Genomic DNA, 13,414 nt, shown 5'->3' on the forward strand with positions numbered 1-13,414 from the left:
TTTTGTGGCACACACACAATCTGTGCATGTCTCCCACAGTGGTTTTGGGGTGTTTTTAGGGTTGTGTTGGTTTTTTGAAGACGTAGAACAGATTGGGCTCGCTGACGAGGTACATCGTACCCTCGTCATCCATCGCGATGCCCTCCGCTTGCGGCACGGTTTTTTGCAAACCCTGGCGCCCCTTGATCAATGACAGGGTGCTCAGCGGTCGCCCGTCCACATCCAGCTCCAGAATCAGGTGCGACTCGTCAGACAGCGCCAGCAGATGACCGCTGCGCTCGTCGTATTGCAGGCTCGACAGGTCCCGCACGAACATCCCCGCATCGCGCTTGGGGTTGTTCACCACGTGCACGGCGTAGGATTTCTCCGGGTTGTAATGCGGGAAGCCCTGCACTTCGTAGATCAGCATCGGGTCGCGTTCCTTGGCGACGAACAGGCGCTTGCCCACCGAATCGTACGCCAACCCTTCAAACCCCTTGTTACTGCCCATGTGCACGCCAAGGACCATCTGTTCGGCATCCGCCCCGTCGAGGAAAGTGGTGTCCTGCTCCAGATGAATCTTGATCAGCCGCTGCTGGCTCTCATCGGTGATCACGTAGGTGTCGGCGCTGATGAACTCCACCGCTTCCGGGTCGCCGAAGCCAATCAACGCCACACGCCGCAGGACCTTGCCCTCAAGCGACAGCTCGATCAGCTCAGAGTTTTTGTTGGTCACCGTGAACAGGCTTTTGCGCACCGGATCAAACGTCAGCGCCGAGACGTTATCGTCCAGCCCGTCGATCACCCGTGCTTCGATTTCCACCCGGTATTGATCCAGGCCGATGGATTCGCTGCTCTGCGGCTGCCAAAGGGTCTGCAGGTTGAACCAGGTACGCTCGAACAAGCGCATGTATTGGCCGATCGCAACCAGCGCGATCAGGGCAATCACCGTCAGGATCAGGACAAGGGGTTTGGGACGGGCAAGTCGTTGCATTCAGGCCAGCTCGAAAACAAAACGGGCGGATGAAATATCACGCCCGTATGAATTCAAGCTTAATGGCCCGTAGCCTGCGACCACAACTGCGGGTTTTCGGCGCTTATTTCTGCTTTTCGAAGCGGTAGAACAGGTTCGGCTCACTCACCATGTACAAGGTGCCCGCTTCGTCCATGGTCACGCCTTCGGCCCGGGGAATGGTGTTCTTCAGGCCGTTGAAGCCACGCAGCAGCGTAATGAAACTGACCTGTTCACCCTTCTTGTCCAGCTCCAGCAACAGGTGCGAATCGGCGGACAGCACCAGCATGTGGCCGGTCCGCGGGTCGATGGCCAGTGCCGACAGGTTGCGCATATCCAACGCATGACTGGCCAGTTTCAGCTTGTCACCGGTCAGGACCTTGCCGTCACCTTTCCAGGTAAACAAGGCCGGCGGACGCTCTTCGCCCAGCACCAGTTGCTGATTGCGCGGATCCCAGGTGACACCCTCGAAGGCCTTGTTCTGGTCTTTGGAAGGGCCGAGGTCGTATTTCGGGAAGTCGGCGATGTTCAGTTCGCGGGTGTCGGCGTCAACCTTGACGATAGCGATCAGATGCTCGCGTTCATCGACAATGGCCAACCGACCATCGCCCAGCACGGTGACGCCTTCAGGGTTGCTCCAGCCGACCAACGGCATTTTGCGCAACACATCGCCCTGCAGGTTCAATTCGACCAGGAACGGGTTCTTGCCCATGACCGAAAACAGGGTCTTGGTCTGGGGATCGTAAGACAGGTCCGATGCTTCGTCCTTTTCCATGCCCGGCAACGGCTTGGCATCGATCACTGCCCGGTAGTCCGGAAGCCAGATACTGGCCTGGCGCTCGGCCGGGCTCTTGAATTGCTCTTTCACCCAGAGCACGCCTCGCGCATCCCAATGCATGGCAAAGGCGACGCCGTAGGCGACAACGGCCACCAACAGTAGCCAGGTATACCAACGCAGCGCGAAGCGCGAGCGGCGGGCAGGTTTAAACGTGGAAAGCGGAGGAGTGGCCATCGGGGAATGCGTTCCAGAAATTCAGGCTAGGGGTAATAGCACAATTGGGGCCGGCTCAGACGCCGAACGCCCCGGAATTATCCAGAGAACATGTGAAAAAATCGGCAAATGACAGGAAGGCCCTACGGCGGCCAACCACAAAACCCTTGTAGGAGCCGAGCTTGCTCGCGATAGCGGTCGTTCCTTCAACATCCAGGTTGAATGTGCTGACGCCATCGCGAGCAAGCTCGGCTCCTACGGGGGTTTGCGGTGTTTGGGTTAGCGAACGCTGCTGGTGAAGCGGCTCGCGCCCGGCAGTTCCAGGACGATCTCGTCACCGACATTCAGCGGGCCAACGCCCACTGGCGTGCCGGTCAGGATCACGTCACCGGCCTGCAGCGAAAAGCAACCGGCCATGTGCTGGATCATCGGCACGATCGGGTTGAGCATTGCGCTGCTGTTGCCGTCCTGGCGCACTTCGCCATTGATGGTCAGGCGGATGCCGATGTCGGTCAGGTCCGCAAAGGTACTGCCGGACACGAACGGCGCGATCACCGCCGCGCCATCGAAGGACTTGGCGATTTCCCAAGGCAGGCCCTTGGATTTCAGCTCGGCCTGTTTGTCGCGCAGCGTCAGGTCCAGGGCTGGCGCGAAACCGGAGATGGCGTCCAGCACTTCCTCACGGCTCGGCTTGGTCGACAACGACTTGCCGATCAATACAGCGATTTCCGCCTCGTAATGCACCGAGCCACGCTCGGTCGGAATGCTGAAACCGCCGTCCAGCGGCACCACGCAACTGCCCGGCTTGATGAACAGCAACGGCTCGGTAGGCACCGGGTTGTCCAGTTCCTTGGCGTGTTCGGCATAGTTACGGCCAATGCACACCACTTTCCCCAGCGGGAAGTGAATACGCGTACCGTCGACATACTGGTGCTGATAGCTCATTACCGACTCCTGATTCGTGCTCTTAACGTTCGAAAATCAAACAGCGAAGATCTTGCCCGGGTTCATGATGCCGTTCGGGTCGAACACCGCTTTGACGGCTTTCATGTACTCGATCTCAACCGGCGAGCGGCTGTAGGTCAAGTAATCACGCTTGGTCATGCCCACGCCGTGCTCGGCGGAGATCGAGCCGTTGTACTTCTCGACGGTTTCGAACACCCACTTGTTGACGGTTGCGCACTTGGCGAAGAACTCGTCCTTGCTCAGGTTATCCGGCTTGAGGATGTTCAAGTGCAGGTTGCCGTCGCCAATGTGGCCGAACCAGACGATTTCGAAGTCCGGGTAGTGTTCGCCGACGATCGCGTCGATTTCCTTCAGGAACGCCGGGACTTTCGACACAGTGACCGAAATGTCGTTTTTGTACGGCGTCCAGTGGGAAATGGTTTCGGAGATGTATTCGCGCAGCTTCCACAGGTTCTGCAGCTGGGTTTCGCTCTGGCTCATCACGCCGTCCAGTACCCAGCCCTGCTCGACGCAGTGCTCGAAGGTTTCCAGGGCGTGGTTGGCCACTTCTTCGGTGGTCGCTTCGAATTCGAGCAACGCGTAGAACGGGCAATCAGTTTCGAAAGGCGCCGGCACATCGCCGCGGCCCATGACTTTGGCCAGCGCTTTATCGGAGAAGAATTCGAAGGCCGTCAGGTCGAGCTTGCTTTGGAACGCGTGCAATACCGGCATGATCGCGTCGAAATCGGCAGTACCGAGGACCATCGCGGTCAGGTTTTTCGGCGCACGGTCCAGGCGCATGGTCGCTTCGACCACAAAACCCAGGGTGCCTTCAGCGCCGATGAACAGCTGGCGCATGTCGTAGCCAGTGGCGTTCTTGATCAGGTCGCGGTTCAGCTCCAGCACATCACCCTTGCCGGTCACAACTTTCATGCCGGCGACCCAGTTACGGGTCATGCCGTAGCGAATGACCTTGATCCCGCCGGCATTGGTGCCGATATTGCCGCCAATCTGGCTGGACCCTGCCGAAGCGAAGTCCACCGGGTAGTACAGGCCTTTTTCTTCGGCGACGTTCTGCAAATGCTCAGTGACCACGCCTGGCTGACATACGGCCGTGCGGTCAGTGAGGTTCACGTCGAGGATCTGGTTCATATAGTCGAAGGACACAACGACTTCGCCATTGGCCGCCACCGCAGCGGCGGACAACCCGGTGCGACCACCGGACGGCACCAGCGCCACCTTGTGTTTATTGGCCCACAGGACAATGGCCTGCACCTGTTCGGTGGTCTTGGGAAACACGATGGCCGTCGGGGCCGGGGCGAAATGCTTGGTCCAATCCTTACCATAAGCATTCAGGGAGTCGGCATCGGTCAGCACCTTGCCAGGCTCAACCAGGGTCTTCAGCTCATCAATCAGGGCAGGATTGGTCATCGACAGAACTCTCGAACAATTCATGGTCATCCTGAGAACGCTTCACGTCGCAGGAATGAGTGTTTAGCGGGGCGCCTATGCTAGCATATCGACCCCGCAGGATAGTGCCCAACGGCTGTTCTGCGGCGACGGCTTTCTTGCCGTCCGGGTCAGCATCTGTTGACCATTTCCTGCCATTTTTCTCCGGGATACAGGTTTACGCAGATGAGCAAGACTTCTCTCGATAAGAGCAAGATCAAGTTCCTTCTTCTCGAAGGCGTCCACCAATCGGCTGTCGACGTCCTCAAGGCGGCGGGCTACACCAGCATTGAGTACCTCACCGGTTCTCTGCCGGAAGCCCAGCTGAAGGAAAAGATTGCTGATGCGCACTTCATCGGCATTCGCTCCCGCACGCAACTGACCGAAGAGATCTTCGATCACGCGAAGAAGCTCGTGGCTGTAGGGTGTTTCTGCATCGGCACCAATCAGGTTGACCTGAACGCGGCTCGCGAACGCGGCATCGCGGTGTTCAACGCACCGTACTCCAACACTCGCTCCGTAGCCGAGCTGGTGCTGGCTGAAGCGATCCTGTTGCTGCGCGGCATCCCTGAGAAGAACGCTTCCTGCCACCGTGGCGGCTGGATCAAGAGCGCGGCCAACTCCTTCGAAATCCGCGGCAAGAAGCTGGGTATCGTCGGTTACGGTTCGATCGGTACGCAACTGTCGGTCCTGGCTGAAGGCCTGGGCATGCAGGTGTACTTCTACGACACCATCACCAAGCTGCCGTTGGGCAACGCCACTCAGGTAGGCAACCTGCACGAGCTGCTGGCGATGTCCGACATCGTCTCGCTGCACGTTCCGGAAACCGCCGCCACCCAGTGGATGATGGGCGAGAAGGAAATCCGCGCGATCAAGAAAGGCGGCATCCTGATCAACGCCGCTCGCGGCACCGTGGTCGAGCTGGACCACCTGGCTGCAGCCATCAAGGACAAGCACCTGATCGGCGCGGCCATCGACGTGTTCCCGGTGGAGCCTCGCTCCAACGACGAAGAGTTCGAAAGCCCGCTGCGTGGTCTGGACAACGTGATCCTGACCCCGCACATCGGTGGCTCCACCGCTGAAGCCCAGGCCAACATCGGTCTGGAAGTGGCAGAGAAACTGGTCAAGTACAGCGACAACGGTACGTCGGTATCGTCCGTGAACTTCCCGGAAGTGGCCCTGCCGGCTCACCCTGGCAAGCACCGTCTGCTGCACATCCACGAAAACATTCCGGGCGTGCTCAGCGAGATCAACAAGGTCTTCGCCGAAAACGGCATCAACATCTCCGGTCAGTTCCTGCAGACCAACGAGAAAGTCGGCTACGTGGTAATCGACGTCGACGCCGAGTACTCGGACCTGGCGCAAGAGAAGCTGCAGCACATCAACGGCACCATTCGTTGCCGCGTGTTGTTCTGATAGCGACTTGAGCGACAAAAAAAGGAGACCTAGTGGTCTCCTTTTTCATGGGCGCGGTTCTTTATTCCGAGCAGGTTACTTCACGTTGACGGTGATCTTTTTCGACACGATCGGCGGATCGAACGGTATGTGGTTGCTGTCGCCCAGTTCCAGCTGCAAGGTGTGCTTGCCCGGCGTCAGCGTTATTTCAGCCTGGGTCTCGGCTTTGCCGAAATGTTTGTGGTTGTCATCTTTGGGGATCGGCGTACCGGCGGCTGGCAGTTCATCGACATCGATCAGCAAGTGGTGATGGCCGGTGTTCTTGGTGGTATCACCCGCAGGCGCCAGCGCAACGTTCTCGACCGCGAACTTGACGACGACAGTCTGCGGCACCGTCGCCCCGTCTTCAGGAGAAACGATGGATACTTCAGCACCCTTGGGCGCCGGTGTAGCAGCACTGGCCAACACCGAAACACCCATCAGCAGGCCAGCCAAAGCAGCACGTGACATAAAGGTTTTCATTCTCTTCTCCTGTTTTTCCGTAAAATCCGCGTGACCAATACAACTTCATGGTCAATCGTTGTCGAAGGCACTCGACAACCATAGCAAAGCGAACCTGAACCAGAGGGTCGCGATAATAAATTCAAAGGAGTGACCATGCGCTTTTTGCCTGGCCTGATCTGTCTGCTACCCCTTTGAGCCCTTTGGCTCATGCCGAACTGATTGACGACGTGAACGACCGCGGCGAACTGCGCATCGCTCTTGAAGCGAATACACCGCCCTTCAACTTCAAGGATGAAGGCAAGCTCACCGGCTTCGAAGTCGAGCTGGGTCAACTGCTGGCCAACGAGCTCGATGTGCGGGCCGACTTCGTCGTCACCGATTCGGGCGATCTGCTGACTGGCGTTGAAAGCGGCAAGTACGACATAGCCATCAATCACATTACAGTGACCTCGGCGCTCTCGGATCGTTTCGATTTCAGCGAACCTTACGTTCAAACCACCACGCAATTGATCGCGCAGAAAGAAGAACCGCGCTCAATGTTGCTGGTGCAGTCGTTGACTGATGCGAAACCGAAAGCCGCCGCACCCGTGAGCCTGGCGATTCCGTTTCAGAAAGGTAACCCGGCGTTTCACGCCAGCCTGGAAAACGCGCTGCAACGGATCAAGGACGATGGCCGGATGGCGGCGCTGGAGAAGAAGTGGTTTACGGCGGATACGAGCGTGACACCGAAACCCTGATTTCAGGATGTACGACTGTTGGAGATCTAATGTGGGAGCGGGCTTGCTCGCGAAGGCGGAGTGTCAGTCGACATCAATGTGTCTGGCTCCCCGCCTTCGCGAGCAAGCCCGCTCCCACATTAGTTTTGTGTTGGACTTCAAACCAAGGTTGTCAGGGCTGCCGCCGCCTCGGTCAACTCCAACTCGCTGAATACCTGCACACCATTGCGCTTGAGCAACGCCGCCGTCACACCTTCGCCCGCCACCTTCACGCCGCTGAAGCTTCCGTCATACGTCAGCAAATTCCCGCAAGACGGGCTGTTGGCCTTGAGCACGGCGATGCGGATGCCATGCTGTTGCACCAGTGCCAGCGCCTGATACGCCCCCGACAGAAACTCGGCACTGACATCCGCACCTTCGGTGGTGATCACGCCGGCGTGGCCATCAAGCACTTCACCGCCCTGCCCGCCCGGGATTTCCGCCGCTGCCCGCGGCGTTGGCAAGCCGCCGGCCACCTCGGGGCACAGCGGCACGACCCGGCCCTCATCCAGCCATTGCTGAAGCTGATCGAATGGCCCGCTCCCCCCGCCGTCGTAACGAACGCGATGGCCCAGCAGGCAGCGGCTTACCAGAATCTTTTGCATGATCAGAACGGCTCGTTACCCCGACGCCGGAACCAGCCGGTCAACGACAGGCGATCCCGGGTGGCGGGCAGGACTTCGTGGGGCACTTCGCCCGAGAGGAAGACCACCAGGCAACCGCCGATAGGTTGCACGTCGTAGGCGCGGTCGTCGTCGAGGTACATGCGCAACTGACCACCGTGTTCAGGCAGCCAGCCGTCATTGAGATACACCACGGCCGACACCATGCGCCGGTCGTCATCGCGGAAACGGTCGACGTGTTTGAGGTAAAACGCGCCGGGTGGGTACATCGCGAAGTGGCTTTCGAAATCTTCCAGGCCCAAGAACAAGCCGCGGTTCAGTGCTTCACGCAGGCTGTCCATCAGCGCCAGGTAGCTGTCGCAGGCTTCGGCCTGGCCCGGATCGATCCACTGGATGTGGTCACCACGAATCCCCTCGCGAACTTCCGATGACGGGCCTCGGCCTACGGCGGCCGGGGCCAGTTCACCCTCGGCTGCACGTTTACGGCACTCAGCCGCCAACGCCCGGGTCAGATCCAGAGGCAGGAAAATATTCTGCTGCGACCAGCCATGTGCAGCCAGGTCATCAACGATACGTAACAGCAGCGGGTGATCAGAGGGTATTTGCATGCCGCGCATAGTATTCCTGTGCCTGAAAATCCGACAGAGCCACGCAGCGGGTTGATACGAATTCTCGACAAGTACGGGTGCCACACGGAGAATAGTCGCCTGCCGACAGGAGTCCCTATGCGCCGTTTGCTTTTTTCACTGTTGATGCTCTGTGCTTTGCCCGCTTGGGCAGACGGCCACGACCAGTTGTATAAAGTCGCCGGCTGGCCAGACCAACGTGCGCATTTCAACGACGCGCTCACGGCCGCACAACAACGCTACGAAAGCAGCCTGCCACCGGCCGTGTTTCAGGCGCTGGTGAATAACAGCAATCAGCGTTTCGCTCCCCAGTCCGTCGATCAGCGTGCCGAAGCGCAATTGCGCAAGAGCCTCGCTGATCCCAAACCGGCATTGGCCTTCTTTCAATCGCCCTTGGGCAAAAAAGTCGTAGCCGCCGAACTGCTGGCCACCCGTCGTGATCAACTGGCGAAAAACGCCAAGGGTCTGCCCAAGGTTCAGGCCAGCGATAGCCGTCAATTGATCATCGGCCACCTGGCCCAGGCCCTGCCCGCTCGCGAGGCGGGCGCTGAAGTGAGCCTGGCCATTGCCGGTGTCGCGGCCGACAGCCTGAGTTCAATGATTCCCGGCCTGTTGGGCGGTGGTCAGGCGCAGATGATGTTGAACGGTCAGCGTCAGCGTTTGATGGAACAGATCGGCAGCGACCTGAACAACACGCTGCTCTACGTGTATCGCGACCTGTCGGATGACGAACTGGAAGAATTCGCCACGTTTGCCGAGTCCACCGAGGGCCAGGCCTATTACCAGGCCGCACTGGCGGCAATTCGGGCGGGGTTGGCGGTGGGGCAGAATACTTCGAACCTCAGCCAATGATTTTTGCTGTCTGATCGACTTGCCCGCGATGGGGCCAAAACGGCCGCTATGAATTCCGGCCTTTGATCCGCTTGGTCAAAAACCCGAAACTACTCCTGCCGCAACACCAGCGTCTCATTCGCCAGATGATGCCGCGCCTCTGGCAACATCAACACCTGAGGCCGGTCGAACTTGGCCTTCAACACCCCAAGGTTATGCTCCCAATCCACCGTCATGTCTGCCTGCCCCTGCACGATCAGCGGCCTGCGCGGGCTGTTGGGTGCGGCTTCGATCTGCTTGATCCAGCGCGCCAATGCCCCCACCCAGGCCGTGGGCAGGCGTAACGGCTGCAAAGGATCAGCCTGCAGGAACGGCAAGAAATCAGGATCGTTGGAGTTCTCGCTGAAGCGCCGGGCGATGGCTTTGACGAAAGGCTTGAGCAGGTAATAACTGAGTTTGGACCAACCCCAGGCGCGAGGCCTGACCAGGGGTGACAACAGAATCACCTGCCCTTGAGCGGGACTGTTAGAGCCTTGATTGAGTACATGATCAATCACGATCGCCCCACCCGTGCTTTGCCCGCACAGGTGCCATGGCTGCGGCAGATCGATGGACAAGGCCTCGGCGAACAACCCTTCTAGCGTGTGCTGATACTCGGCGAATGCCTTGATGCTCGCCCGCTCGCCACTGGACAGACCATGCCCCGGCAGGTCGCAGGCGATTACGGCAAACCCCTGGTCCAGCGCCCACTCGATCACATGGCGGTAGAGTCCGGTGTGATCGTAGAAACCGTGGAACATGAACAACGTCGCCTTCGCCCGCTCCGGCCACCAGAACTGGCTGACCAATTCATAGCCATCGACCTCGAAACGCCCCAGCCCCCCACGCAGCGTACGCCCCGGAAAATCCAGGCCATAAAAACGCTGATACGCCATGGCCTCGGTCGACAACGGCTGCCCTTCGGCCAATGGCCGCAGGCTGGCGCGTAAATGATCGGGGGCAAACGTGGCTGACATGAACGATTCCAGAGCGGTAAACAGACTTTATAGGCCTGCGATATTCATCTGTCGCGGCAAGCATGGCAAGCTAGCCGACCTTCGAGGATTGAAACCCATGCGCCCGGCCTATCGCACCACACTGCTTGCCAGCCTGCTCGCCCTCGTGTGCGCCGGCATCCTGTGGGCCGCGTATGACTGGTTTCAAGGACGCTACTTGCGAGCCTTCAGCGAACACACCGCCGTATTTTCCGGTGACCCGCTGCGCCTGCCCGACGACCTCGCCGGCCCCGGCGCCATCCGGCTGGTGCACTTCTGGGACCCGGCCTGCCCGTGCAACGTCGGCAATCAACAACACCTGAGCGAACTGGTCGAGCGCTATGTACCGCAGGGCGTCGAGTTTTATGCAGTGCAAAAACCCGGCAGCCATGGCCAGTTACCCGCCACACTGAGCAGCCTGAAAACCATTACCGTCCTGCCGGGCTCCGAACAGATTCCCGCCAGCCCGGCCGTGGCGATCTGGGACCGCAACGGCAAACTGGCCTACTTCGGCCCGTACAGCGAAGGCCTGACCTGCAATTCGAACAACAGCTTCATCGAACCCATTCTGCAAGCACTGAGCGAAGGTCGCGCGGTGAACGCTACCCATACGCTGGCCATTGGTTGTTATTGCCCATGGCCCGTTGAAGTGAAGTAAGGCATTCCTGACTTTTGCAGGACCGCGATGCCCGGCACGGAAGGTCTGTGCTACATGTTGGCAGCCCACACGGGCGGCAAACCTATAAGAACAAGGAGTCACCATGAAACGCGTCCTGACCGTACTTGCCTTGCTGATTGTCGTGCTCGCCATCGGAGTCGGCGGGTATGTGTACAGCAAACAGCCGTCGCGTCAGGGCCTGGTCGAACTGCAAGGCCTGCAAGGTTCGGTGACCGTGCGTTACGACGAGCGTGGCGTGCCGCATATCCGCGCGGAAAACGAAGCCGACCTCTACCGCACCCTCGGCTATGTGCAAGCCCAGGACCGCTTGTTCCAGATGGAAGCCATGCGGCGCCTGGCCCGGGGTGAACTGGCCGAAATCCTCGGACCGAAACTGATCGAGACCGACAAACTCTTCCGCAGCCTGCGCATTCGTGAGCGGGCCGACAGCTACGTGGCGTCGCTGGATCGGCAGTCGCCGGCATGGAAGGCGCTGGAAGCGTACCTGGACGGCATCAATCAATATCAGGACACTCACGCCGCGCCCGCCGAGTTCGACGTGCTGGGCATCCACAAGCGTCCGTTCACGGCGCAAGACAGCATCAGCGTCGCCGGCTACATGGCATACAGCTTTGCCGCGGCGTTCCGCACCGAACCTTTGCTGACGTTCGTGCGCGACCAATTGGGCGCCGACTACCTGAACATCTTCGACCTCGACTGGCAGCCCAAAGGCGTGTTGGCCAAGGGGCATTCCAAACCTGCCCTGACACTGACAGCCAGTGACTGGAAAGACCTGAACGCCCTCGCCCGCCTGAGCGAACAAGCGCTGGCCGACAATGGCCTGCCCCAATTCGAAGGCAGCAACGCCTGGGTGATTTCCGGCAACCGCACCAAAAGCGCCAAACCGCTGCTGGCGGGCGACCCGCACATTCGCTTTTCAGTGCCCGCAGTCTGGTACGAGGCACAACTCTCGGCGCCGGGCTTTGAGCTGTACGGCCACCATCAGGCCTTGGTGCCGTTTGCCTTTCTCGGCCACAACCTGGACTTCGGCTGGAGCCTGACCATGTTCCAGAACGACGATCTGGACCTGATCGCCGAGAAGATCAACCCGGACAACCCTAACCAGGTCTGGTATCGCAGCAAGTGGGTGGACATGGTCAACACCGAACAGAAAATTGCCGTGAAGGGCCAGGAGCCGGTCACGCTGACCCTGCGTCAATCGCCCCATGGCCCGATCATCAATGATGCACTCGGCACCGCGGCGGGCAAGACGCCGGTGGCCATGTGGTGGGCGTTCCTTGAAACGCCAAACCCGATTCTCGAAGGTTTCTACCAGCTCAACCGCGCCGACACGCTGGCCAAGGCACGCGCCGCCGCCGCCAAGGTTCAGGCGCCGGGGTTGAACATTGTCTACGCCAACGCCAAGGGCGACATCGGCTGGTGGGCGGCGGCGCTGTTGCCCAAACGCCCGACCGGGGTGAAACCCGGCTTCATCCTCGACGGCAGCACCAATCAGGCGGACAAGGACGGCTTTTACCCGTTCAGCGCCAACCCGCAGGAAGAGAACCCGCCACGCGGCTATATCGTCTCAGCCAACTTCCAGCCGCTATCGCCGACCGGCACGGAGATCCCCGGTTACTACAACCTTGCCGATCGCGGCCAACAGCTCAATCGCCAGCTCAGTGACAAGAACGTGAAGTGGGACATCGACGCCAGCCAGAAGCTGCAACTGGGCACCACCACGGCGCACGGCCCGCGTCTATTGGCGCCGTTGTTGCCGGTACTGCGTGAAGTCGTCAGCGATCCCGCCGAACTGAAACTGGTGGAACAACTGGCGCAGTGGAAAGGCGATTACCCGCTGGATTCGACCAGCGCGACGCTGTTCAACCAGTTCCTGTTCAACCTGGCTGACGCGACGATGCACGATGAGTTGGGCAATGATTTCTTCGACACTTTGCTCTCGACCCGGGTGATCGACGCCGCGCTGCCACGTCTGGCCGCTACGCCTGATTCGCCGTGGTGGGACAACCGCAACACCCTCGGCAAGGAAACCCGCGCCGATACGGTCAAGGTGGCCTGGCAAGCGAGCATCACCCACCTCAAGACAACGCTGGGTGCGGATTCGGCTCAATGGCAGTGGGGCAAGGCGCACACCCTGACGCACGGCCATCCACTGGGCATGCAGAAGCCGTTGGACCTTATCTACAACGTCGGGCCGTTTGCGGCACCCGGCACGCATGAAGTGCCGAACAACCTCTCGGCCAAAATCGGCCCGGCGCCGTGGCCGGTGACTTACGGCCCGTCGACGCGACGCCTGGTCGACTTTGCCGACCCGGCCCACAGCCTGACCATCAACCCGGTCGGCCAGAGTGGTGTGCCGTTCGACAGCCACTACGATGACCAGGCGGAGGCGTATGTCGAAGGGGTTTATTACGAGGCGCACTTCAACGATGAAGAAGTCACGGCCAATACGCGCAGCACGTTGAAGTTCTTGCCGGCGCGGGCTGCGCCTTAGATTTTTGTTGTTTCGGCTGCCGTCATCGCGGGCAAGCCCGCTCCCACAAGTGACTGAGTTGTCCGCTCGAACGCGGTCCAATGTGGGAGCGGGCTTG

The 13,414-nt window shown here is 59.8% G+C and carries 11 protein-coding genes and 2 pseudogenes; 5 read left to right on the top strand and 8 right to left on the bottom strand.

Going from position 1 to position 13,414, the window contains the following annotated elements:
- Positions 1-55: 55 nt before the first annotated feature.
- The 4 genes from AB4N76_RS12460 to AB4N76_RS12475 form a co-directional block, all read right to left on the bottom strand.
- Positions 56-973 carry an SdiA-regulated domain-containing protein gene (locus AB4N76_RS12460; protein WP_460164503.1) on the bottom strand — a complete coding sequence of 306 codons (918 nt, stop codon included), beginning with the start codon at positions 971-973 and terminating at the stop codon, positions 56-58.
- Positions 974-1,076: 103 nt separating this feature from the next.
- Positions 1,077-2,003 carry an SdiA-regulated domain-containing protein gene (locus AB4N76_RS12465; RefSeq protein WP_046032309.1) on the bottom strand — a complete coding sequence of 309 codons (927 nt, stop codon included), beginning with the start codon at positions 2,001-2,003 and terminating at the stop codon, positions 1,077-1,079.
- A gap of 258 nt (positions 2,004-2,261) precedes the next feature.
- A complete protein-coding gene (locus AB4N76_RS12470; RefSeq protein WP_223522971.1) occupies positions 2,262-2,927 on the bottom strand; it encodes a fumarylacetoacetate hydrolase family protein in 666 nt (221 codons plus the stop codon).
- Between the two features lie 36 nt (positions 2,928-2,963).
- Positions 2,964-4,358, bottom strand: coding sequence for an FAD-binding oxidoreductase (locus AB4N76_RS12475; RefSeq protein WP_046032307.1), 1,395 nt, complete (start codon positions 4,356-4,358; stop codon positions 2,964-2,966).
- Positions 4,359-4,562: 204 nt separating this feature from the next.
- Here AB4N76_RS12475 and serA point away from each other — a divergent pair, with 204 nt between their 5' ends.
- Positions 4,563-5,792, top strand: a complete 1,230-nt coding sequence (gene serA / locus AB4N76_RS12480) for a phosphoglycerate dehydrogenase (protein ID WP_046032306.1) — start codon at positions 4,563-4,565, stop codon at positions 5,790-5,792.
- A 75-nt stretch (positions 5,793-5,867) separates the two neighbouring features.
- Here the strand turns inward: serA and AB4N76_RS12485 are convergent, their stop codons facing one another.
- A complete protein-coding gene (locus AB4N76_RS12485; protein WP_046032305.1) occupies positions 5,868-6,293 on the bottom strand; it encodes a DUF4399 domain-containing protein in 426 nt (141 codons plus the stop codon).
- Positions 6,294-6,428: 135 nt separating this feature from the next.
- Between AB4N76_RS12485 and AB4N76_RS12490 the strand changes: the two are divergent.
- A pseudogene (locus tag AB4N76_RS12490) lies at positions 6,429-7,012 on the top strand (transporter substrate-binding domain-containing protein).
- Positions 7,013-7,149: 137 nt separating this feature from the next.
- Here AB4N76_RS12490 and AB4N76_RS12495 read toward each other — a convergent pair.
- Together AB4N76_RS12495 and AB4N76_RS12500 are read right to left on the bottom strand one after the other, a co-directional pair.
- Positions 7,150-7,635 carry a 2-thiouracil desulfurase family protein gene (locus tag AB4N76_RS12495; protein ID WP_077431091.1) on the bottom strand — a complete coding sequence of 162 codons (486 nt, stop codon included), beginning with the start codon at positions 7,633-7,635 and terminating at the stop codon, positions 7,150-7,152.
- Positions 7,636-7,637: 2 nt separating this feature from the next.
- Positions 7,638-8,270 (bottom strand): 2OG-Fe(II) oxygenase, encoded by a 633-nt coding sequence (locus tag AB4N76_RS12500; RefSeq protein ID WP_046032302.1) that lies wholly within the window; start codon positions 8,268-8,270, stop codon positions 7,638-7,640.
- A 108-nt stretch (positions 8,271-8,378) separates the two neighbouring features.
- On the opposite strand from AB4N76_RS12500, the gene AB4N76_RS12505 reads away from it, so the two are divergent.
- On the top strand, positions 8,379-9,131 hold the full coding sequence (locus tag AB4N76_RS12505; RefSeq protein WP_046032301.1) for a DUF2059 domain-containing protein: 753 nt from the start codon (positions 8,379-8,381) through the stop codon (positions 9,129-9,131).
- A 46-nt stretch (positions 9,132-9,177) separates the two neighbouring features.
- On the opposite strand, the pseudogene bipL reads toward AB4N76_RS12505, so the two are convergent.
- Positions 9,178-10,126: pseudogene (gene bipL / locus AB4N76_RS12510) on the bottom strand (phospholipase BipL).
- A gap of 97 nt (positions 10,127-10,223) precedes the next feature.
- On the opposite strand from bipL, the gene AB4N76_RS12515 reads away from it, so the two are divergent.
- Positions 10,224-10,802, top strand: a complete 579-nt coding sequence (locus tag AB4N76_RS12515; RefSeq protein ID WP_109785669.1) for a DUF6436 domain-containing protein — start codon at positions 10,224-10,226, stop codon at positions 10,800-10,802.
- 103 nt (positions 10,803-10,905) lie between these two features.
- On the top strand, positions 10,906-13,317 hold the full coding sequence (locus tag AB4N76_RS12520) for a penicillin acylase family protein (RefSeq protein ID WP_460164504.1): 2,412 nt from the start codon (positions 10,906-10,908) through the stop codon (positions 13,315-13,317).
- Positions 13,318-13,414 lie beyond the last annotated feature (97 nt).

It is taken from the genome of Pseudomonas sp. S2_F03 (assembly GCF_054668335.1).

What these genes read in the sequence shown, in the direction of transcription:
- AB4N76_RS12460 (WP_460164503.1), bottom strand. Translation starts at nt 973, where the DNA reads ATGCAACGACTTGCCCGTCCCAAACCCCTTGTCCTGATCCTGACGGTG.
- AB4N76_RS12465 (WP_046032309.1), bottom strand. Translation starts at nt 2,003, where the DNA reads ATGGCCACTCCTCCGCTTTCCACGTTTAAACCTGCCCGCCGCTCGCGC.
- AB4N76_RS12470 (WP_223522971.1), bottom strand. Translation starts at nt 2,927, where the DNA reads ATGAGCTATCAGCACCAGTATGTCGACGGTACGCGTATTCACTTCCCG.
- AB4N76_RS12475 (WP_046032307.1), bottom strand. Translation starts at nt 4,358, where the DNA reads ATGACCAATCCTGCCCTGATTGATGAGCTGAAGACCCTGGTTGAGCCT.
- serA (WP_046032306.1), top strand. Translation starts at nt 4,563, where the DNA reads ATGAGCAAGACTTCTCTCGATAAGAGCAAGATCAAGTTCCTTCTTCTC.
- AB4N76_RS12485 (WP_046032305.1), bottom strand. Translation starts at nt 6,293, where the DNA reads ATGAAAACCTTTATGTCACGTGCTGCTTTGGCTGGCCTGCTGATGGGT.
- AB4N76_RS12495 (WP_077431091.1), bottom strand. Translation starts at nt 7,635, where the DNA reads ATGCAAAAGATTCTGGTAAGCCGCTGCCTGCTGGGCCATCGCGTTCGT.
- AB4N76_RS12500 (WP_046032302.1), bottom strand. Translation starts at nt 8,270, where the DNA reads ATGCGCGGCATGCAAATACCCTCTGATCACCCGCTGCTGTTACGTATC.
- AB4N76_RS12505 (WP_046032301.1), top strand. Translation starts at nt 8,379, where the DNA reads ATGCGCCGTTTGCTTTTTTCACTGTTGATGCTCTGTGCTTTGCCCGCT.
- AB4N76_RS12515 (WP_109785669.1), top strand. Translation starts at nt 10,224, where the DNA reads ATGCGCCCGGCCTATCGCACCACACTGCTTGCCAGCCTGCTCGCCCTC.
- AB4N76_RS12520 (WP_460164504.1), top strand. Translation starts at nt 10,906, where the DNA reads ATGAAACGCGTCCTGACCGTACTTGCCTTGCTGATTGTCGTGCTCGCC.